At 69.2% G+C, this 18,867-nt stretch carries 21 protein-coding genes; 12 read left to right on the top strand and 9 right to left on the bottom strand.

Annotation, left to right across the window (positions count from 1 at the left end):
• Window positions 1-98 precede the first annotated feature (98 nt).
• The gene (locus BC793_RS28040) at window positions 99-1,232 is read left to right on the top strand and encodes a hypothetical protein (RefSeq protein WP_109597479.1); all 1,134 of its coding nucleotides are present in this window, start codon (window positions 99-101) and stop codon (window positions 1,230-1,232) included.
• Between the two features lie 27 nt (window positions 1,233-1,259).
• On the opposite strand, the gene BC793_RS28045 is transcribed toward BC793_RS28040, so the two are convergent.
• Window positions 1,260-2,240: a GNAT family N-acetyltransferase gene (locus BC793_RS28045; protein WP_203896401.1), complete on the bottom strand. Its 981-nt coding sequence runs from the start codon at window positions 2,238-2,240 to the stop codon at window positions 1,260-1,262.
• Window positions 2,241-2,410: 170 nt separating this feature from the next.
• Between BC793_RS28045 and BC793_RS28050 the strand changes: the two genes are divergently transcribed.
• From BC793_RS28050 to BC793_RS28065, 4 genes are read left to right on the top strand one after another with little or no spacing between them, the layout of a single operon-like run.
• Window positions 2,411-2,902, top strand: coding sequence for an SRPBCC family protein (locus tag BC793_RS28050; protein WP_109597484.1), 492 nt, complete (start codon window positions 2,411-2,413; stop codon window positions 2,900-2,902).
• A gap of 47 nt (window positions 2,903-2,949) precedes the next feature.
• Window positions 2,950-3,498 carry a hypothetical protein gene (locus BC793_RS28055; protein WP_109597489.1) on the top strand — a complete coding sequence of 183 codons (549 nt, stop codon included), beginning with the start codon at window positions 2,950-2,952 and terminating at the stop codon, window positions 3,496-3,498.
• Window positions 3,465-4,613 carry a hypothetical protein gene (locus tag BC793_RS28060; RefSeq protein WP_146246482.1) on the top strand — a complete coding sequence of 383 codons (1,149 nt, stop codon included), beginning with the start codon at window positions 3,465-3,467 and terminating at the stop codon, window positions 4,611-4,613. Before BC793_RS28055 ends, BC793_RS28060 begins: the two co-directional genes overlap by 34 nt.
• 47 nt (window positions 4,614-4,660) lie before the next feature.
• Window positions 4,661-4,903 (top strand): PrgI family protein, encoded by a 243-nt coding sequence (locus tag BC793_RS28065; protein WP_146246483.1) that lies wholly within the window; start codon window positions 4,661-4,663, stop codon window positions 4,901-4,903.
• A gap of 153 nt (window positions 4,904-5,056) precedes the next feature.
• Here BC793_RS28065 and BC793_RS28070 read toward each other — a convergent pair whose 3' ends face one another.
• Both BC793_RS28070 and BC793_RS28075 read right to left on the bottom strand, forming a co-directional pair.
• Window positions 5,057-6,097, bottom strand: coding sequence for a CehA/McbA family metallohydrolase (locus BC793_RS28070; protein ID WP_109597506.1), 1,041 nt, complete (start codon window positions 6,095-6,097; stop codon window positions 5,057-5,059).
• Between the two features lie 204 nt (window positions 6,098-6,301).
• Complete coding sequence (locus BC793_RS28075) at window positions 6,302-6,817, bottom strand: VHL beta domain-containing protein (RefSeq protein WP_158319399.1); 516 nt, start codon at window positions 6,815-6,817, stop codon at window positions 6,302-6,304.
• An 843-nt stretch (window positions 6,818-7,660) separates the two neighbouring features.
• Here BC793_RS28075 and BC793_RS28080 point away from each other — a divergent pair.
• Window positions 7,661-8,404 carry an SDR family NAD(P)-dependent oxidoreductase gene (locus BC793_RS28080; protein WP_109597517.1) on the top strand — a complete coding sequence of 248 codons (744 nt, stop codon included), beginning with the start codon at window positions 7,661-7,663 and terminating at the stop codon, window positions 8,402-8,404.
• A 75-nt stretch (window positions 8,405-8,479) separates the two neighbouring features.
• Here the strand turns inward: BC793_RS28080 and BC793_RS28085 are convergent, their stop codons facing one another.
• The 3 genes from BC793_RS28085 to BC793_RS28095 all read right to left on the bottom strand — a co-directional run bounded on the left by BC793_RS28085 (window position 8,480) and on the right by BC793_RS28095 (window position 11,295).
• Window positions 8,480-9,253 (bottom strand): SDR family NAD(P)-dependent oxidoreductase, encoded by a 774-nt coding sequence (locus BC793_RS28085; RefSeq protein ID WP_109597522.1) that lies wholly within the window; start codon window positions 9,251-9,253, stop codon window positions 8,480-8,482.
• A gap of 126 nt (window positions 9,254-9,379) precedes the next feature.
• Window positions 9,380-10,069 (bottom strand): response regulator, encoded by a 690-nt coding sequence (locus BC793_RS28090; RefSeq protein WP_109597527.1) that lies wholly within the window; start codon window positions 10,067-10,069, stop codon window positions 9,380-9,382.
• Window positions 10,066-11,295 (bottom strand): sensor histidine kinase, encoded by a 1,230-nt coding sequence (locus BC793_RS28095; protein WP_109597533.1) that lies wholly within the window; start codon window positions 11,293-11,295, stop codon window positions 10,066-10,068. Before BC793_RS28095 ends, BC793_RS28090 begins: the two co-directional genes overlap by 4 nt.
• A gap of 131 nt (window positions 11,296-11,426) precedes the next feature.
• On the opposite strand from BC793_RS28095, the gene BC793_RS28100 reads away from it, so the two are divergent.
• The 4 genes from BC793_RS28100 (at window position 11,427) to BC793_RS28115 (ending at window position 15,113) form a co-directional block, all read left to right on the top strand.
• Complete coding sequence (locus BC793_RS28100; protein WP_109597538.1) at window positions 11,427-13,592, top strand: MMPL family transporter; 2,166 nt, start codon at window positions 11,427-11,429, stop codon at window positions 13,590-13,592.
• Between the two features lie 195 nt (window positions 13,593-13,787).
• Complete coding sequence (locus BC793_RS28105; RefSeq protein ID WP_158319400.1) at window positions 13,788-14,201, top strand: DUF4190 domain-containing protein; 414 nt, start codon at window positions 13,788-13,790, stop codon at window positions 14,199-14,201.
• Window positions 14,202-14,341: 140 nt separating this feature from the next.
• Window positions 14,342-14,707: a cyclic-phosphate processing receiver domain-containing protein gene (locus BC793_RS28110; protein ID WP_109597742.1), complete on the top strand. Its 366-nt coding sequence runs from the start codon at window positions 14,342-14,344 to the stop codon at window positions 14,705-14,707.
• Window positions 14,708-14,879: 172 nt separating this feature from the next.
• Window positions 14,880-15,113: a hypothetical protein gene (locus BC793_RS28115; RefSeq protein WP_109597549.1), complete on the top strand. Its 234-nt coding sequence runs from the start codon at window positions 14,880-14,882 to the stop codon at window positions 15,111-15,113.
• Window positions 15,114-15,162: 49 nt separating this feature from the next.
• On the opposite strand, the gene BC793_RS28120 is transcribed toward BC793_RS28115, so the two are convergent.
• Window positions 15,163-15,759, bottom strand: a complete 597-nt coding sequence (locus BC793_RS28120) for an NIPSNAP family protein (RefSeq protein ID WP_109597554.1) — start codon at window positions 15,757-15,759, stop codon at window positions 15,163-15,165.
• Entirely contained in the window at window positions 15,756-16,184 is a 429-nt protein-coding gene (locus tag BC793_RS28125; RefSeq protein WP_109597560.1) for an Rrf2 family transcriptional regulator, read from the bottom strand. The genes BC793_RS28120 and BC793_RS28125 overlap by 4 nt, the downstream gene beginning before the upstream one ends.
• Window positions 16,185-16,323: 139 nt before the next feature.
• On the opposite strand from BC793_RS28125, the gene BC793_RS28130 reads away from it, so the two are divergent.
• Window positions 16,324-17,526, top strand: a complete 1,203-nt coding sequence (locus BC793_RS28130; RefSeq protein ID WP_158319401.1) for a calcium-binding protein — start codon at window positions 16,324-16,326, stop codon at window positions 17,524-17,526.
• Between the two features lie 69 nt (window positions 17,527-17,595).
• Here the strand turns inward: BC793_RS28130 and BC793_RS28135 are convergent, their stop codons facing one another.
• Entirely contained in the window at window positions 17,596-17,907 is a 312-nt protein-coding gene (locus BC793_RS28135) for a hypothetical protein (protein WP_109597571.1), read from the bottom strand.
• Between the two features lie 158 nt (window positions 17,908-18,065).
• Here BC793_RS28135 and BC793_RS28140 point away from each other — a divergent pair.
• Window positions 18,066-18,867 (top strand): RNA-guided endonuclease InsQ/TnpB family protein (locus tag BC793_RS28140; RefSeq protein ID WP_146246484.1); only part of this gene is annotated, 802 nt, incomplete at its 3' end.

The following is an 18,867-nucleotide window of genomic DNA, read 5'->3' on the forward strand; positions in this document are numbered from 1 at the left end:
CCGTCGGGCGCGAGGTGGCGTCTGCCCGTACCCGTTCGGGATCGTTCACCGGCTCGGCTACCGGCCCGGCGGCGGCCTGCCCGTTCTAGGCTCCCGCAGTGATCAAACTGCGGTTTCAAGCTACCGGGATCGCCACCGCGGTGGCCCGGGGCAGGGCGGCGCTCGCGGTCGGCGGGGTCCTCACCCTGATGGCCGCCGGCTGCGCGGGCCAGACCGGTGGAATGGGGCAGACCGAAGGTCAGCCGACGTCAGCCGTACCCGGTGCACCGCAGATCCATCCGCACTGGCGTTCCTGTGCCGTCGAACCGTCCATGCAGCCAACAGACGATGGAACCGGCACCGTGCCGCTCCCGCACCTGGTCGACACCTTCCTCCCGGTGGCCGCCGTGATGTGTGGGGAAGAAACGCAACGCCGGCCCGACGGGGGCACCGACGCGATCGCCGTCGAGGACCGCGCCGACGAGGTGACAGCCCTGCTCGCCGCGCTGCGCCTGCCCGACGCGCTACCGCCGCCTCTGTCCGGCGCGCCGGACCCGTCCTCGTCCGACGTGCCATGGCCGTCTCTGTCCGATGTGCCGCCGCCGCCCCTGCCCGGCCCGGGCGACGATTCACAGCTGTGTACCGCCGAGGGCCACATCGCACCACGGATGGTGCTGCTCGACGCCCGGGGCCGATGGGTGCGCCCCGGCATTCCCCGCGATTCCTGCGGCAAGCCGCTCGCCGAGGCCACGGGTGCCATGCGGGAGCTGCGGTGGACGCGCGTCAGCACACGGGTGATCCAGGAGGTCGAGTCCGCCGAGGCCGCCGCGAGCGGATGCGGTCAGGTTTTCACCGACATGGTGTGGTTCACCGCCTTCTACCCGCCCACACGGCGGGGCGACATCGCCCCACTGGCCGATGACACCGCAGCGGTACGGCTGTGTGTCTACCGGGTGAAGGCGAGTGAGCAGAATACCGAGAAACCACAGGGCGATTTCGTCTCCGGTGGTCTGCTGCCGCCCGGCCGGTGGGCGGCCGTCAAGCGGGAGATCCAGGTGTCCCGGCCGGCGGCACCGTGCACCACCCCAGCGGACCGGTTCGCCGTGCTGACCACCCCACGAGGCGACATCCACGTGGAACTCGACAACTGCCGACGCCTCGTGGTCCCGGGCGTACTGCCCGGGGACGGCACCGGCTTCGACTCGCTCCGACAGGGCTCCGAGACTCTGCCCGCGCTGCTCACCAAGCCCTGACGGGCTCCCCTCCTTGTCGAACAGCAATCAAGATCGGATCTCGAGAGCCCAGCGTACGAACCGCAGCTTCGGCGTGAATCCGGCCTTCTCATAGATGCCGAAGGCCCCGAAGGGATTCTCCGAGTCCACCTGCACGATCCCACGGTCGTAACCCTGGTCGGCCGCGGTGCGCAGCGCATGCGCGATCAAGGCGCTGGCAACGCCCCGCTTGCGGTACTCCGGCTGCGTCGCGATCAGCATGAAGCGCGCGTCACGGCTACCGGTGGCCGCCGTGTTGGCGTCCCAGGACATCGTCACCAGCATGCCCACCGGGGTGCCGTTCGCCGCATCCCGGAGCAGGAAACTGACAGCGGGCCGGAACGCCTGGTTGATGACCTCGCTGCGCCAGGCGTCCGCGGGCATCGGTGCCCACAGCAGGTCGTCCTTGAACGCCTCGTTGCGGATCAGCCGGAAGTCCTCGTCGTTGCGCTCCGACCACGGCTCGATCCGCAGCCCGGCGGGAATCGCGGCGTCACGGATACCGTCGCCGAGCAGATGCTCCATGTGCTGGTAATAGCGGATCGGTGCGAAACCATGGGACCCCAGCAGCTCCGCCAGACCGGCGATGCCTTCGAGCCGGTGAATGTCGACCACGAGCCTCAGCGTCGGGTGGTACAGCGCGTGCAGCTGTTTCGCCGCCGCCACCCCGGCCTTCACCAATACGGAACCGAGCCCTTTACGCCGGTAGCCGGGGGCCACCCCGCCGTCCATGACGACCCGATGCACCTTCTCCGCGTCCGGTTCGTACCGGCACTTCATGAAGCCGACCAACACGTCACCGTCGAAGGCGGCGAGACTTCCGCGCTCCAGTTCCGCATAGGGATCGATCAGCTCCTGGAGTGCGTCCTCCTCGTCGTAGAACTCGCCGATCCTGTCAACCGCCTCCATGGCGTTCAGCAGATCCGCCCCCGCCTTCGCGTCCTCGCTGGTGAGCGGCCGCCACGTGAGGGAGCTCAGTTCTTCAGACATTCGGCGGAGGCTAATGCCCGCGGGCGCGGCTGTCGCTTGATTTACCGGACGAGTCCGTCGATCTCGGGCGGCGCCGCGGTCTGCGGCGCCGTGACGACAAGCGGACTGGACTAATTTAGGACGAGGCCGGTGTGTGCCTGCCTTCCACTCGGAATCGGGAGCACTCCGCCATGAAGTTCACCGTCTCGATCGAGATCGACCTGCCGCGGGAGAGGGTGGTCCAGATGCTCGCCGACCCGGTACACCTGCCGAAATGGCTGCGAGGTCTGGTGCTGCACGAGCCGCTGACCGGAATCCACGGACAGGCCGGTACCCAGTCGCGCGTCGTGCTGCGAATGGGACAGCAGGAGATCGAGGCCACCGAGACCATCACGCGCCGGGAACCGGAAGACCTGCACGGGATCCCGAAAGAGACCGTCGTCCACTTCGACCGCGAACTCGTCACCAAGGGAATGTGGAGCGCCGTACGCGACCGGTTCACCGAAGCCGGTCCAGACAAGACTCTCTGGGTGAGCGAGAACGAATACCGGTTCAGCGGCCTGCCGATGCGGCTGATGGGGCTTCTGATGCCCAGCGCCTTCCGCAAACAGTCACTACAGCACATGCGGGACTTCAAGACATTCGCCGAGCACGGTACGGACGTCCGCGACGCGCTGGGCTGACCTGTCGCCACCCGCCGGCCACCGACGGGCGCGGTAGGGTCCTGCCCATGCATTTACCGTTCTCGTTGCGTGGCATCCCGGGCACCATCGACGTCACCGTCGATGTGACTCGTGATCCGGACGAGCTGGGCGCTTCGCCGGGAGCCGTCGGTCTGCCGCACTGCCACGCCACCATTCATTATCCGGCCAAGGGCTATGCCGGCCTGATGGGCTGGATTCAGATGGTGCGCTCCACTGACAACGACAGCGGCGGGGAAGCCTTCGAGATGGACCCCCTCATGTTCGTCGGTGCGGTCCCTCATCCGTTCGGCTTCTTCGGTATCACCCCGACCCTCTTCGACGCGCCGGCACGCCGAACCGGCGCCGATCTCGATTGGCTGTGCCATAGCTTCCTGGGTTACCTCAAGGACTTCGAAGGCGATACGCGAGTGGTCAAGGCGATCACCGGGTTCAGCTGGGGATTCAGTCGCAAGAATGGCATGACGACCGTCGAACCCCCGCGTCGCCTGACATCTCCCGACTGGCACGGTCAGCTGGACCTCCTTCACCGCGAACACCCCGGATGGCGTTTCCTCGACGAATTCGAGACGCCGTAGCCGATGGTCGTCAGCCGGCCGGCCGGTCTCGGCGCTCGCAGCACCTGACGCGGCACCCTCCCGTACACAGAAACATCCCTATGCTGTCCGCCGTGCTTGCTTCTCTTCCCGGCCCGCAGCGGCTCGGCCGTGTCCGTGACCTGCTCGATGCCGGCGCCGACGACACCTTGGCGCAGGAACTGGTTGCGCTCGGTGCGGCGAATGAGGACTCGTGGCGTTACGACGACGCCATGGTGCTACGCCACCTGGAATCCTTGCCGGACCGTCGGCGGCACGCTCTGATCCTCGCGATCGGTGATCGTGCGAGTGCACCGGCGGCTGTCTGCGGGTTGCTGGGGGTGATCGCCCGCGACCTGGATCCGGACGAGCTGCCCTGGCCGGTCGCCCGGCACCTGATCGACGCGACAGGCGCGCAGACGTCCGGTCTCGCTCGCGACCTCAACGTGCTGGCGGTGGTCGCTGAGCGGGAGACCGGTACGCTGCCGCCCGGGTTGATCGCGGTGATGCGGCGCACCGTGCAGTATCGCCATGACCCGACCCTGCTGCTGCCCTGGATCGCCAAGGCCGACGGCCTGCTCAACGTCGGCGAGCCGTGGGCGGAGACCGCCGATGCGGAGCCCGAGGGCCGCCCGATGCTCGCTCACGCGCTGCAAGTGACCGGATCCCGGCCGCTGGTGAGATGGAGCCGCGAGGCCCGGGAACTCGACCTGCCCACGGGATGGCGGCAACGGATCCACCGCTGGTTCGCGCTGGTGCCGCTGCCCCGTACGATCGGATTCCGCCGGTTCGACTACTTCGACGCCGACGAACTGATCGACGTGTACAACGCGACGGCGCTGCGCGGCCTGCTGTTCCTGCTCGCGGTCACTGACCCCGTCCCGGAAGACGCGGCGGCGGTCGGTGCGCTGGCCGAATATGCCGCGACGAAGGTACGTGGCCAGGGTGCCCGCGACCTCGTCGTAGCGAATGCCGCGATCCTCTCCCTGGAACTGATCGGCACGGCAGAGGCGCTCGACGAGCTGGAGCGGCTCCGGGCTGCGCGTTTGCAGCCGGGGATGATCACTCGGGTGGTCAAGGCGGCTTCCCGTTGCCGGGCGACTCTCGGTCGGCTCTGAATTCTGCGCTCGGGCGGCGGCCACATCGGTCCGGGTTGCTGACCGCCGTGACCCGTGCCACCGTGATGAACGTGGAGGAGGAATCGCGTTCCGCGCTCCGCCCCGGAGCGGTCGAACTCACCAGGCGCCAGTGGGTCTTTCTCGGTGGCGTTCTCGGCGTCGGTGTGGCCGCGGCCATCGTTCTCGTCTCGACGGTTTCCCCGGCGGCCGGCGCTGTCACTCTCGGCGTGACCGCCGTCGCCGCCGCTCTCACGATCGGATTCGGTCGTCTCCCGCGTTCCGGCAAGTGACCTGGCACAGCTCATGAAACTCATGCGGTTCCTTCGGCAGCACAAGGTCGTCCGGGACACTGACGGATCCACCGGGGGCGAGCACACGGCAGTCCGGCCGAGCAGCAACCTCATGAAGAATCTTCCGCAGGGACCTGCCGGGGCGTTGCGATTTCACTTCACGATCGTACGAACCAGCCCAATGGGGTTGGTAAGCGCAGCGATGCGATGGGTGGGATGGCGGACCTCGATACCGACGAAGGCCGACTGCTCGGCGCTGGTGGTCCAGGTGATCGACGCGGTGCCCTCGCGGGGAAGATCGACGTGGTGAACGGGCCCGCGTTCGGTGTGGAAGGTGACCGTGCCGGATGGTACGCCGCTGACTTCCACGCTCACGGCGACGTCATCGCCGCCGGTTTCCAACCGCTGCCCTACCTGAGCAGTGCGGTTACGGGCATGGGCGACGAAGGTGAGATTGACGCTCGCCGACTCGGCAATCCAGCAATGTCCCGCCCGGATGGCGACGAGTAAGGCGTCGGTGCCCAGCTCGTCGGCCAGCACGACGGTCTGGGGAGTGCCGATCTGACCCTGCAGATGAGCATCACTGTTGCCGATCGCCGGTCGCCACCGGCCGTGGTGAATGCCAGAGGCCAGGCTGCGTCCCCACTCTGCCAGCGCTGTTTCGTTGTCCGCCTGCCAGGCTAGGTCCGAGCTCCACTGGCCGTTCCACACCTCGATCGTGTCGAACCCGTGGAAGGGGTACATGAAAGTGCCGGAAGGGTATGGCGTGTAGGGGTGCGCCACCACGCACAGACCGCCGGCTTGATGAACCTGGGCGACGCTGTGGTCGATGCGGTCGTCACGGACGCCGTAGCGTCCTTCGATGAGCTGGCCGGAGTTGATGCCCAGCGCCAGCCAGTGACCCGTCTCGGTCACCACTTCCTGACCCAGTATCACCAGGAGGTCATCGCCTGCCCGGGACTCCCAATCGACATGCCCCTCCGCGGTGTTGTGCTCCGTGATGGCGATGAAGTCGAGACCCACCCCGCAGGCCGCCTCAACAATCTGGTCCGGCGTCAGTTCGCCGCCATGTGAGCGCTGTGAATGCACGTGGAAGTCGCCCCGGTACCAGTTTCGCTCTCTTCCCTGGATGTTCTTTCCAGGCGAAGTTGCCGCCCGCGAGATGGATTCCGCGGCATCCCCGTTGACCACCATCAGGTAATCGTATCTATGAAATGGCAATGACCCATTAAGAGGCTCTTCAGCTCCGGTTGCCGACCGGGACTGCTCCTGCGGGCTCGGTCACAGCGGATGGCGGTGCGCGGATCGGCGTGGTGGCGGCGATGTGGGCGTTCTGGAGGCTGACTTCGGCGCTGAGCATCGTGCGGGATCGGCCCAGAGGCGCGGACGTCGTTGGGCTCAGGTGATCGTCACCTGAGCCGGCCGGGTGGTGGGCAGGAGGAGCGCCAGGCTCCGGCCTCGCAGATCGGTGATCACCCAGGGGTGGTTGACGTAGGTCCGCTGTTCTCGGACGCCGCCGGTGGCGAGGATCCCGTAACGCTCCCTGTCGCCCCGGTAGTCCAGCCAATTGATCACGATGGGTTCGTCGCGGTGGTTGACGAACTTGATCTCGGTCTCCCGCTCGGACTCGACCGAGCGCAGACCCCTCTCGTGGTCCGCCGGAAGGATGGTGACCGTGGCGGGAGCGGTGGTCGGCGCCGGGCCGGCCGGTGGCCGCCGTGACGGCGGGCGCGAAGCGGGTGCGGTGCTCGGCTCCACGGAGACCGGAATCTGCGGGCCCGGTGAGAACCGGCCCGGATTCGTGACGCCGGCGGGCGCCGCATCGGCGTGGTCCGCGGCCGGCTCAGCGGCCGGCCGCAACAGGGCCAGGATCGATCCGGCGGATACGACACCGGCCAGGCCCGCGGCGACCAAGCGGCTCCGACGCCGAGGGTGAACCCGCCGCCGGGACGGCTCCGACGCCGTCCATTCCGGTGCCGACGTCGTGACGGTCGCTGGAACAGCCGGGACGCGGTCAGCGCGGCGACGGACGCCGGGACGCGGCGTGGTGTTCGCCGCATCGGGCACCCATCGGCCGATGCGCAGGCCGGTGTTCGGCTCAGGATCGCCACTGGGCGTCGCGGGAGTGTCCTCGAACAATTTCGAACCTCTTGAAGGCGTGGCGGCAACGGGCATTCAGATTTTGCACACCAGCTAGTGCATCGTCAACGTCGATATCCCGGCAATCCGATACCGTTATAGTTCACAAACTTTGCTAATTTCCGACTGGGAGGGCTCCCATTCCATAAGGGACTCCGGCGCCGTTCGCTACGAGCTTCCGTCAGCGACGAAGACGCCTATTAGATATTTCAAGGTTCGCTCATATATTGATGACAGCGATCGCCGGTAGGAGGGAGAACTTCGACCGCTACGCGCCCGGTCAGGGCGGGAGGGAGCGTTGAAGATTGCTGCGAAAGGATGCGCGATCGCTTTCGAGGAGATCCGGGCAGACGACAACGGTGAGCGAAGGCCAAGGCTCTATTCCCGGCGTGGGTGCGAGCATTCCCGGCGTGGGTGCGAGCGCACCAGTGGCCATTTCGTGGCTGGGAACCATGTCCCCGCAACCGCCTCCGCTCCCGGCTGCGGGCGCTGATGGAACCATTCTGTTGGTGCTTCTTCGCCTTCAGGACCAGTGAATGCCGAATCGTCGAACCGGATGTGGAACGTCGGGTCCGATTGCCGCCAGACGAGCGCGCGCGTGAAGACCACAGTGGGGACATGACGAACGATCTTGACGGCAGAGTGGCATTGGTGATCGGCGGAAGCCGGGGCATCGGCGCCGGCGTGGCGGCGCGGTTGGCCGAGGACGGCGCTGATGTGGTGCTGACCTTCCAGCACCGCGACGATCAGGCCGCGGTCGTGATGAAGCAGATCGAGGGTTTCGGTCGCCGCGGCATGGCGTTGCAGGTGGACAGTGCCGACCCGGAGGCGGTGACCACCGCGGTCGACCGTGCGGTCGACCAGTTCGGCCGGCTCGACATCCTGGTCAACAGCGCGGCGGTGTTCCTCATCGGGCCGGTGGAGGATCTCGGGCGGGAGGAGTTCGATCACATGATGGCGGTCAACGTGCGGGCGCCGTTCCTCGCGTCGAAGGCCGCCGCCAGACACATGGGCGACGGCGGACGGATCATCACGATCGGAAGCAACATGGTGGAACGCACGGTGTTCCCGGGCTTCTCGCTGTACTCGATGAGCAAGACCGCCCTGGTAGGACTGACGAAGGGCCTCAGCCGGGACCTCGGCCTGCGCGGTATCACTGTCAATCTGGTCAACCCCGGCCCCATCGACACCGATATGAACCCGGCTGACGGCCCGGCCGCGGCCACGATCACCGGCTTCACCGCGCTGGGCCGTTATGGAACACCGGCCGAGATCGCGACGGCGGTCGCGTATCTCGCCGGTGACGGTGCCCGGTACGTCACCGGCGCGGTGATCAACGTGGACGGCGGCTTCTCGGTCTGACCGCCGGGTTCCCGTTCTCCGCCCCATCCGCCGATGGTCGCCGCCCGGGAGGGTGCGGCGGCCGTCGGCGGATGGTCATGCCTGGAGCTTGACGCCGGTGAGGTCCGCGCAGAGGGCGAGCAACTGCTCCTGCAGGCTCTCGTCGTACGCCTGCGGGTTGGCCCGTAGGTCCGTGCGGCGTTTGAAGTAATGGCCGCTCACCGTGGCCGCCGGTTCGTGTGAGGTGGCGAGCCAGACCTGTGTCTCGGCTCCCTGCGGCAGGTCGTCGGTGGCGTCCGGGCCGCCCAGCCGGGTGCGGATCCAGCCCGGGTCGACCGCGTTGCTCAGGGTGCCGGGCCGCAGCCGGGCCACCGCGAAGGCGAGCATCACGTCGTACAGCTTGGAGTCGCTGTAGGCCTGCATGCCGTCCCACTGCCGGGTCCGCCACTGCGCGTCGTCGAGGCGTACCCGGCCGTTCGCCTCCAGTCCCGAGGTCAGATAGATCAGGCGGGCCGGTGTCGGCATCAGCGCGGTCAACAGGTACGGAGCAAGCGTGTTGACCTGGAAGATCCGCTCCAGTCCGTCCTCGGTGATCTCCGGGGCCGATTGCCCGCCGCCGATGCCGGCGTTGTGGATCACCACGTCGAACGGGCCGGCTCCGATCGCCTGGGCAGCCAGCTCACGGGTGTGCGCCAGCGAGGCCAGGTCGCCGACGATCACGTCATGCGCCTGGGGCACGGCCTTCCGTGCGTCCTCGGCACGGCGGTCGGTGCGGGCGTGCAGCGTCACCCGATGCCCGTCCGCCGCCAGGATCTCCGCCGTGTGCCGCCCGATGCCGTCGCTGGAGCCGGTGATCAGAATCGTCGCCATGACAACCATCCTGCCGGACGGCGGGACGATCCGATTAACCGGTTCACCAGTCGGCACCGGGGGAGGCGCCGGCCGCCGGAATCGACGGCTGGGCTGAGAAGGGATGACGCCGTGACTCTCGACGTCTCAGGAGGGGTGGCCGGTGTCCGTGCCCGGCCGGACCAGGCCCGTCTCGTAGGCGGCGACCACCGCCTGTGCGCGGTCCCGGGCCGCCAGCTTGCCGAGAATCCGTTTCACGTGGGTCTTGACCGTCGACTCCTCGACGAACAGCTCCGCCGCGATCTCACCGTTCGACCGGCCCCGGGCCACCAACTGCAGCACGTCACGTTCGCGGGCGGTCAGCGCCCGTAGCCGCTCGGCGCGGGCCGGGTCCGGTGGTGCGGCGGGCGCCATCCGGTCGATCACGGCGCGCGTCACCGAGGGCGACAGCAACGCGTCCCCGGCGGCCACCGTGTGGATCGCCTCGATGAGCCGCTCGGGCCGGGTGCGCTTGAGCAGGAACCCGGAGGCCCCGGCGGTGAGCGCGCCGAAGACGTAGTCGTCGTCCTCGAAGGTGGTCAGCACCAGCACGCGGGCGGCAGGCACGGCGGCGCTGACCGCGCGGGTGGCGGCGATACCGTCCAGGTGCGGCATGCGGACATCCATCAGTACGACGTCCGGCACCAGCCGCTGCGCCACTGCCACCGCCTCCCGGCCGTCCGCGGCCTCGCCGACGACCTCGATCGTGTCGTCGCTGGACAGCACCGCCCGCAACCCGGCCCGCATCAGATCGTCGTCGTCCACGATCAGCACCCGTACCACCGGCTGCCCGGTCATGCCGCGGCACCGGTCGAGGCGGGCGCGGAGTAGGGCAGCCGTGCCCGCAGCCGGAAGACACCGTCGACGGTCGCCGTCTCGAACTCGCCGTCCAGCAGGGCCGCGCGTTCGCCCATGCCGACGATCCCCAGGCCACCGCCGGGAGAGATGTCGTCGCCGACCGGATTGCTGACCAGGATGCCGACCGCGTTCACGCCGTACGAGATCGCGACGTCGGCCGTACCCGAGCCGTGCCGGGCCGCGTTGGTCAGCGCCTCCTGAAGGATCCGGTAGGCGGCCCAGGCCACCCCGCTGGGCAGGCCGCGCGGTGCGCCCTCGAAGGCGGCCGACACCTCCAGGCCGCCGGACCGGTGCCGGGCGACGAGTTCCTCCAGCGCCGCGGTACCGGCGGGAGCGGGTTCGGCCGGTTCGGCCGGTTCGGTCCCGTGCCGCAGGGCGCGGACCAGACGGTCGATGTCGGTGATCGTCGCCTGCGCCACCTCCTCGATCGTCTCGACGGCACGCAGCGACCGTTGCGGGTCCTTCTCGTGCAGCAGCCGGGCCGCACCGGCCTGGACCAGGATGACGTTGATCGCGTGGCCCGCCGAGTCGTGCAGCTCACGGGCGATCCGGGTGCGTTCCTCGGCGGCGGCGAGGCGGCGCTGCCGTTCCAGGTCGGTCTCCCGCAGCCGTGCGGTGACCTCCAACTCGGCGATGCGCTCGCGCCGCAGCCGGCTGCGGTCCCCGGCGGTCCAGACGAGCGCGAACATCGCCGCCCACGCGAACAGTCCCGACGACATGCCGAGCACCGACTTGCCGTCGGCGACCATCAGAGCGGTGGCCACCGGCAGATACACCGCGACACTCCCGCCCGCCACCAGCCGCCGCCGTGGGGTGGCGCCGCCGCCGACCGCCTCGGCGAGCACATACGTCGCGACCAGCGGGCCGGGCGGGACGTCGAGCCCGTACTCGCCGGCGAGCAGCAGCAACGAGGCGATCGAGGTGACCGCCCAGACCAGCCCGGGGGAGCGGCGTGCCAGCGCCAGCGGGGCCGCCGACAGGACGGCGAGCAGCAGGCCCGGCCCGTCGAGCGGGTGGTACCCCGGCTCCGAGGAACCCAGCCCACCCTCGTCGAGCATCACCACCGTGAAGATCGTGGTGGCCGTCGCCACCGCGGCGTCGACCACGACCCGACCGCGTGCTCCCAGCCTCGTCACCACGACGACCAGCGTACGGCCGCCGGCCACCCGCCGAATCCTCCCGCGGCGGCATCGGCCGTACCCCTCCAGGGGTAGGGGTGCAGCTCCCGGCAGAAGGTTTCGGGGGAGTGCCCGCCGTCCCTAGCGTCACCTTCCGTCAGCTTTCGACGGAGGACACGATGACTCTCACCCGGGTACGCCCACCCAGCGTGTTCGAGCGCCTGGCCGGCTGGTCCGGCCGCCACCGGTGGACCGCGGTGCTGCTGTGGACGCTCGTACTGGCCGGCACCACCGTCGGCGCGAACCTGGCGGGCAGCCAGTTCCGCAACGACTTCACCCTGCCCGGCGCCGAGTCGCAGCAGGCACAGAACCTGCTCGCCGAGCGGGCCTCGACCCGGGCCGGCACCACCCTCGACGTGGTCGTGCGGGACCCGGCCGGTGTCGGGCGGCCCGACGTGCGCAGCCGGATCGAGGCCATGCTGGCCCAGGTGCGGACCCTGCCGCACGTGGTGGAGGTGATCAGCCCCTACCCGCAGGGCGGCGCGCCGCCGACGGCGATCTCCGGAGACGGCACGATCGCGTACGCCACGGTCGCTCTGGACGTCCTCGCCGAGGACGTCCCCGTCGAGGACACGCGGGCGATCATCACGACGGCGCGGTCGGCCGGCACCGGCGGTCTGACCGTGGAGGTCGGCGGGGACGCGGCCCGCGCCGCCGAGGAGGCCGAGGGCGGTGCCGCCGAGGGAGCCGGGCTGCTGGCCGCCCTCGTGATCCTGGTGCTGCTGTTCGGGTCGCTGCTCGCCGCCAGCCTGCCGATCGTCATCGCCGTGTTCGCCGTCGGCACCGCGATCGGCCTGGTCACGCTCGCGTCGCACGTCGCCACGGTCGCCGACTTCACGACACCGCTCGTGATCCTCGTCGGCCTCGGTGTCGGCATCGACTACGCGCTGCTGGTGTTCTCCCGGTTCCGCAGTGAACTGGCCGACGGCGCCGACCGGGTCGCCGCGGCACGGGTCGCGTCGGACACCGCCGGGCGTACCGTCTTCTTCGCCGGAACCACCGTGATCATCGCGCTGCTCGGACTGGTCCTGCTCGGTCTCGGCGCGTTGCAGGGCGTCGCGGTGGCGCTCGCCGTCACGGTCCTGGTCACCATGCTGGCCGCTCTCGTCCTGCTGCCCGCCCTGCTCGGGCTGTTCGGCGCGCGCCTGGAACGTACCGTGACCCGCCGCGCGGAGAAGGCGGCCCGCCGCGACCGCGAGCCTCGCGAGGAGGGCCGGTTGTGGCGCCGCTGGAGTGACGCGGTGGCCCGCCGTCCCTGGCCGGCGGTCCTGCTGCCGCTCCTCGCCCTGGGCGCGCTCAGCGTCCCGGTTCTCGACATGCGACTCGGCTTCGCCGACGCCGGCAACGACGCCGGCAGCAAGACCAGCACCCGGGCGTACGACCTGCTGGCCACCGGTTTCGGCCCCGGTGTGAACGGGCCACTGGTGGTGGTGGTGAACGCCGCCGGACGCCCGGCCGAGGCAGCCGCCACCGCCGTCCAGCGGACCCTCGCGGCGACACCCGGTGTCGCGTCCGCCGTCGCGATTCCGGCCTCCGGCAGTGACGTCGCCACGGTGATCGCCTTCCCGGAGTCGGCGCCGCAGGACGAGGCGACCGCGCGGCTGGTCACCACCCTGCGTGACACCGTGCTCGTCCCGGTGGCCGACGACAACGGGGTGACGCTGCTGGTCGGCGGTTCGACCGCGGCCGTCATCGACGTGTCGGCCGCGTTCGCCGCACGGCTGCCGCTGTTCGTCGCGGTCGTCGTGGGCCTCTCCGCGCTGCTGCTGCTCGTGCTCTTCCGGTCACTGGTGATCCCGGTGAAGGCGGCCGTTCTCAACCTGCTCAGCGTCGGTGCCGCGATGGGCATCATGATCATGGTCTTCCAGCACGGTGCCTTCGGTGTCGCGCCCGGCCCGATCGAGGCGTACGTCCCGGTCATGATCTTCGCGATCGTGTTCGGTCTCTCCATGGACTACGAGGTCTTCCTGCTGGCCCGCATGCACGAGGAATGGGCGCGCACCCACGACGCGCCCCGGGCCGTCCGCGAGGGCCTGGCCACGACCGGGCGTGTGGTCACCGCGGCCGCCGCGATCATGGTGGTCGTCTTCGGCGCCTTCCTGCTGTCACCGGATCGCATGCTCCAGCAGTTCGGCCTCGGCCTGGCCGTCGCCGTCCTGGTCGACGCGGTCATCGTTCGGTGCCTGCTGCTACCGGCCGTCATGCACCTTTTCGGCACCCGCGCCTGGTGGCTGCCCGCGGTGATCGCCCGCCGCCTGCCCCGCCTGGCCCTCGAACACCAGTGATCGAAACCCGGAGCGCGGTCAACCCCGAGGACCGCAAGCCGAGGAGTACGCCGTCCCGCGGCCGGATCTTGTTGAGATCACTTCAAACGCTGAATACCCTGACCGGTAGCCGGCGACAGGGGGAGCCCCCGAATGACCACCGTGCCACCACCGTCTGATGATCGCGGACCTTCCGAGTCTTCGGCTTTCCGTCCCATGCCCGGATCGCCCGGCCCCGAGCCGTCGGTGGGCAGTGCACCCCCGGCGGGTGGTCATGGTGGAACCCTGACCATCCCACCCGCTCATCCGTACCCGGTGCCGCACGGCGCTTCGGCGCGGATCAACAGGTTCGCTATCGCGTCGCTGGCCACCTCGTGCCTGGCGGCGGCGAGCATGGTCGGCTTCTTCGCCGTCGGCCTTCTCGGCCTGTGTTACCTCGCCGGCCTTCTCGCTCCGGTGGGGGCGATCCTCGGATACCTCGCCGAGCGGCAGATCCGGCGTACCGGCGACGACGGCAGGGGGTTGGCGACAGCCGGCTTCATTGTCGGCGGGATCCTCGCCGGAGTCATCTGTCTCTTGGTGTTCATCGTCTGGATCGTGCCCCGGATCGTCGGCTTCTTCTCGGGCTGATCCCCCTGCCGCGTGGTCACGTGGTCGAGCGCGGTGCGGCCGCGGGCAGCCTGGTCGGAGGTGACGCGGTGACCGGCATGGTGGCTGGACTCCCGCGATATTCGATCGAGGTAGCGGGGGAGAGCGGGCATCATCGGGCGATGACTGACCATGAGCCGGCGATCGTCCTCGTCGACGATCTCCGTTCCTTTGTTGACGGCCGGCTGGCTGAGGTGGCTCGCACCAGTTCGGCCGGGGTCGGGCTTCTCGGCCGGCACCGCAGCCGCCGGGTCGATGAACTCTGGCTCGACCATGATCTGGGCGGTGACGACACCATCTGGCCGGTCGTGGAAGTCCTGGAACGGGCCGCCTTCGAAGGCCGGCCCTTCGACGTCGGTGTCGTCGTCATCCACTCGGCCAATCCCGCGGGCGCTACGAAGATGGCGCAGGCTCTCCGGCGGTGGCACTATCCGGTCCGCATCGCCCCGGGGGACCCCGCGGTCGGTTATGTCGACGGAATCGACTGACCGGATGACTTCAAATGAACCCGCCTACCCGTAGGCCGAGGTTGGGCGAGCAATTTTCGCGAACGCGCCGGGATGCTTTCGGTGCGGCCTGGTCGGCCATTGCATAACGGGGTTCGGTGATACGGTCCGGCGACTGCCCTTTTGTGCATCCCGCGTCCCGGAGTGATTTCCTGTGAACGACCCCTACCGTCGGCCGATCGGTTGGCTCGAGCACTTTCTGCACCTCAACCTGACGATGATCACCAGTGGAATCTGGGGAATCGTCTGGTATCACCGGGCGAAGAAAGGTCGGGCGGTCAGTTTCGACACCCCGACCTGCTCTCGCTGTAATGACACCGGGATTCGCGGAAAGGTCAGCGGTATCAACTGGGTGGTGGTCACCTGCGATCACTCCCGATGGGGGTGACTCGCCGACCGTCCGGATCATTTGCGCGAATGCCCGGTGGGACCGGATCTCAGTGCGGCGCGGATCGTGTGGCCGGCTCCAGGCGGAGACGGTCGGTGGCGGCCACGCCGAATCGGGTGGGCACCTCGATCGTATTGTCGTGCCGGGCGAACCACACGAACGCGTGCTCGCCCTCGCGCACCGGCAGTGCCGGGAAGTCGTTCACCGCATACTCCGTCGACAGCACCGCCACGGCGCCGGTGCCCTGATCCGCGAACCACTCGGTGAACTCGTCGTCGAACGGCCGGTCCCGGAACCAGATGGTCGCCGTCAGATCGGAGCCGTCGCGGTCCGCCCGCCGGGGCACCGGCACGATCTCGCGCAGCAGGAGTACGTCGTCCGAGTCCAGCATCGTGTCGTTGGCGGCCGGCCCGTGCTCCCTCCACACCGGGCCGCCGTAGAACTCGCGCAGCCCGCGCAGGCGCACCGCCATGTCCGGGAAGCCGCGCAGCCAGACGAACCGGTCCGGCCGGTCGCGGTCACGGAACCGGCCGAGCACCGCCATCCCCGACTTCTCCTGGGGCTCGACGAATTCCCGGTCGAACAGCGCGATCAGGTCGTCCCGGCGCCCGGGGCGCAACGTGTACTGCCGCAGCTCCACGATCATGTGTTGAGGATCTTCTCCAGAATCCCGGCGATCGTCCGGCGGGCGAGTGCCGCCCGGAACGCCTCGGTGGCCTCGTCGTAGGTGTCGGTCAGGGCCGGCTTGATGCCCGCGCCGACCGGGCACTCCTGATTGGGCTCGGTGCGGTGCAGGGCCAGCAGCGGCTCGGGGGAGACCGCGTTCCACACGTCGAGCATGGTGATCTCCTCGGCGGGGCGGGCCAGGGAGAACCCCGCGCCGGCGCCGCGCCGCGATCTGACCAGCCCGGCCTTGTGCAGGTCGCCGAGGCTGCGCCGGAGGATCACCGGATTCGTCTTGACGCTCGCCGCCACCTCGTCGGAGGTCATCCACGGTCGCCCGCGCTGCCGTGCGAGCTCCAGCCACGCCAACGCGTGCGCCGCAATCGTCACCCTGCTGTTCGCTGCCATCGTAACCAATCCTATTACAACTATCGCCGTTCCGTGATCACCCCGCTGGGCTCGACTGTCCTGTATCGACGCCCTACGCTGCTGCGAACGCGGTCGGATCCATCTTTCGGCCGAACGTATGAAACGGGGGTTTCATCGAATGTTTGTCAATCGGCGGACATTGTCCGCCATCGGCGTGGCCGCTCTCGCGGTCGTCGCCGCGCCCTTCCTGCTCTCGTCGCCGGCCTCGGCGGCCGGGGCCGGGTCGGTCAAGGTCGTCGGCACCGGCAAGGTCCAGTTCCAGGCGTCGTCGGGCAGCGTGAACTCGCTGACCATGACGATCTCGGGGCGGACGGTCACCCTCGACGACCGGGTGGCGATCAAAGCGGGTAGGGGCTGCAAGGCAGTCAAGGGCGACCGCACCAAAGTCCGGTGCACCACCTCGAAGGCGACGGCGAAGATCACCGTCTCGCTCGGGGACCGCAACGACACCCTTCGCAACAAGACGTCGGTCGCCCTGGACGCCACCGGCGGGTCCGGCGCCGACACTCTGATCGGCGGCTCCGGCCCCGACTATTTCAGGGGTGGCACCAGCGGTGACCGGCTGTACGGCAACGGCGGCGTCGACCAGCTGAATGGCGAGTCCAGCGCGGACCGGATCAGCGGCGGTGCGGGTGACGACTGGATCTCGGGCGACACCGGCGGCGACCGGATCTGGGGTGATGCAGGTCACGACAAGATCTCAAGCGACAGTGGCGACGACATCGTGGCCGGCGGTGACGGCAACGACCGTGTCTATGGTTTTTCGGGCAACGACACGCTCTACGGTCAGGCCGGCGACGATGAACTCGCGGGTGGCAGCGGTGACGACAACCTGTGGGGTTCCATCGGCGCCGACATGATCGAGGGCGGCGGCGGTGACGACCACGTGTGGGCCGGCTCCGGTGGATTCAGCTCGTACACCGGTCGGATCGCAACCGACGTCGTCGCGGGTGGCGCCGGCAACGACGTCCTCTACGGCGAGGGGGACAATGACTTCCTCGTCGGTGAGCACGGCGACGACACCGTCGAGGGCGGCGCCGGGGACGACTGGGCCAGCGGTGGCGTCGGCAACGACACGATCCGGGGCGGTGACGGCGACGATCTGCTCGCCGGGGAGAGGATCCACGAGTACATCGGTCTGCTCGAGGACGCGGCGGCGGTCGACCGCGTCGACGGCGGTGCCGGTACCACCGCGGGCGACGTCTGCTACGTGACGGCCTCCTCGACGGTGGCCGGCTGCGAGGCCGAGCCGGACGACGGGGGAGACGTGGGCATGAAGCGGCGGGGCTCCTTCGACAGGCTGTCGATGTACTGGTCGTGATTCAGTGAGTGACGGCCGGGTCGCGAAGCGGCCCGGCCGTTGCCGTGTCCCCTGCCGGTGGATGAGTGATCAGGCGGACCAGGAGCGGGCGTCCACGGTCAGCGGGAACGCCGGGCCGCGCGTGTCGGGCCGCCAGCCCTGCGACCGGGCCTCGCGGATCATCGCGGCCACGATCGACGGGACGGCCGGTGGGGTGGCGGTGCCGACCCAGTCGGTGGGGCGGGTGTCCGGGGTGGTGGCGATCAGGATCGTGCCGCGGCGGTCGGCCCGTTCGATCGCGAACGAGAGCGGGCCCTGGTGGGCGGGGTGCCGGCGGACCCGCCAGCGGTAGACGACACCGTCGACGGTGATCAGCCGGGAGCGCTTCTTCACCACAGTCATCAGATTCCTTCCGTGGATACTGCGGCCTCCAGGCCGGGGAGGACACGCAATGCCCTGCGGAGCAGGGCAGGGACAGCCGATTCGCCGGCACGGCGGATCGGCGTCAGGCCGGCCGGCCCGCTGCGGGGGTGGTCGTACGGGTGTTCTATCCTCTGTGGATGGTTGCGGGGGTGGAGCGCGGGTACCGGTACCGCTTCTATCCCACTAAGGCGCAGGCCGGATTGTTGACGCGGACGTTCGGGTGTGTGCGGCTGGTGTACAACCTGGGGTTGCAGGCCCGCCGGGAGGCGTGGCAGCAGCGGCAGGAGACGCTCGGCTACCAGGCGACGTCGGCGTTGCTGACCGGCTGGAAGAAGACGGCTGAGTTCTCGTTTCTGACCGAAGTGTCGTGTGTGCCGTTGCAGCAGGCGCTGCGGCACCTGGACGTCGCCTACCAGAAGTTCTTCAACGGCGAATCCCGGTTTCCGCGGTTGAAGTCGCGCAAGAGGTCGCGTCGGTCGGCGGAGTTCACCGCCAGCGCCTTCACCTACGTAGCCGGTGAGTTGCGGCTGGCGAAGCTGATGGACGAGCCCCTCGCGGTGGTGTGGTCGCGGCCGCTGCCCGACGGTGCGGTGCCGTCGACGGTGACCGTGTCGCAGGACCGGGCGGGCCGCTGGTTCGTGTCGCTGCGTGTCGTGGTGCCCGCCGTCACCGCTGCGGCCACCACGGCCATGGTCGGGATCGACGCCGGGTTGAACCGGTTGCTGACCCTGTCGGACGGCACAATAGTCGACAACCCGCGGCACGAGCGCCGGGAACGTGCCGCCTTGGCCCGGGCGCAGCGGAATCTGGCGCGTAAGGAGAAGGGCTCCCGGAATCGGGAGAGGGCGCGGGTGAAGGTGGCGCGGGTGCATGCCCGGATCGCTGACCGGCGTCGGGATGTGTTGCACCAGGTGACGACTCGGCTCGTGCGCGAGAACC

The sequence above is a fragment of the Actinoplanes xinjiangensis genome (assembly GCF_003148685.1).
Lineage (GTDB): Bacteria > Actinomycetota > Actinomycetes > Mycobacteriales > Micromonosporaceae > Actinoplanes > Actinoplanes xinjiangensis.

Bases quoted from the DNA above. Each gene is read 5' to 3' on its own strand.
- BC793_RS28090 (WP_109597527.1), bottom strand. From the start codon at position 10,069: ATGACCGGGCAGCCGGTGGTACGGGTGCTGATCGTGGACGACGACGAT.
- BC793_RS28055 (WP_109597489.1), top strand. From the start codon at position 2,950: ATGCATTTACCGTTCTCGTTGCGTGGCATCCCGGGCACCATCGACGTC.
- BC793_RS28050 (WP_109597484.1), top strand. From the start codon at position 2,411: ATGAAGTTCACCGTCTCGATCGAGATCGACCTGCCGCGGGAGAGGGTG.
- BC793_RS28135 (WP_109597571.1), bottom strand. From the start codon at position 17,907: ATGACTGTGGTGAAGAAGCGCTCCCGGCTGATCACCGTCGACGGTGTC.
- BC793_RS28125 (WP_109597560.1), bottom strand. From the start codon at position 16,184: ATGGCAGCGAACAGCAGGGTGACGATTGCGGCGCACGCGTTGGCGTGG.
- BC793_RS28070 (WP_109597506.1), bottom strand. From the start codon at position 6,097: ATGGTGGTCAACGGGGATGCCGCGGAATCCATCTCGCGGGCGGCAACT.
- BC793_RS28080 (WP_109597517.1), top strand. From the start codon at position 7,661: ATGACGAACGATCTTGACGGCAGAGTGGCATTGGTGATCGGCGGAAGC.
- BC793_RS28045 (WP_203896401.1), bottom strand. From the start codon at position 2,240: ATGTCTGAAGAACTGAGCTCCCTCACGTGGCGGCCGCTCACCAGCGAG.
- BC793_RS28130 (WP_158319401.1), top strand. From the start codon at position 16,324: ATGTTTGTCAATCGGCGGACATTGTCCGCCATCGGCGTGGCCGCTCTC.
- BC793_RS28085 (WP_109597522.1), bottom strand. From the start codon at position 9,253: ATGGCGACGATTCTGATCACCGGCTCCAGCGACGGCATCGGGCGGCAC.
- BC793_RS28060 (WP_146246482.1), top strand. From the start codon at position 3,465: ATGGCGTTTCCTCGACGAATTCGAGACGCCGTAGCCGATGGTCGTCAG.
- BC793_RS28110 (WP_109597742.1), top strand. From the start codon at position 14,342: ATGACTGACCATGAGCCGGCGATCGTCCTCGTCGACGATCTCCGTTCC.
- BC793_RS28100 (WP_109597538.1), top strand. From the start codon at position 11,427: ATGACTCTCACCCGGGTACGCCCACCCAGCGTGTTCGAGCGCCTGGCC.
- BC793_RS28105 (WP_158319400.1), top strand. From the start codon at position 13,788: ATGCCCGGATCGCCCGGCCCCGAGCCGTCGGTGGGCAGTGCACCCCCG.
- BC793_RS28120 (WP_109597554.1), bottom strand. From the start codon at position 15,759: ATGATCGTGGAGCTGCGGCAGTACACGTTGCGCCCCGGGCGCCGGGAC.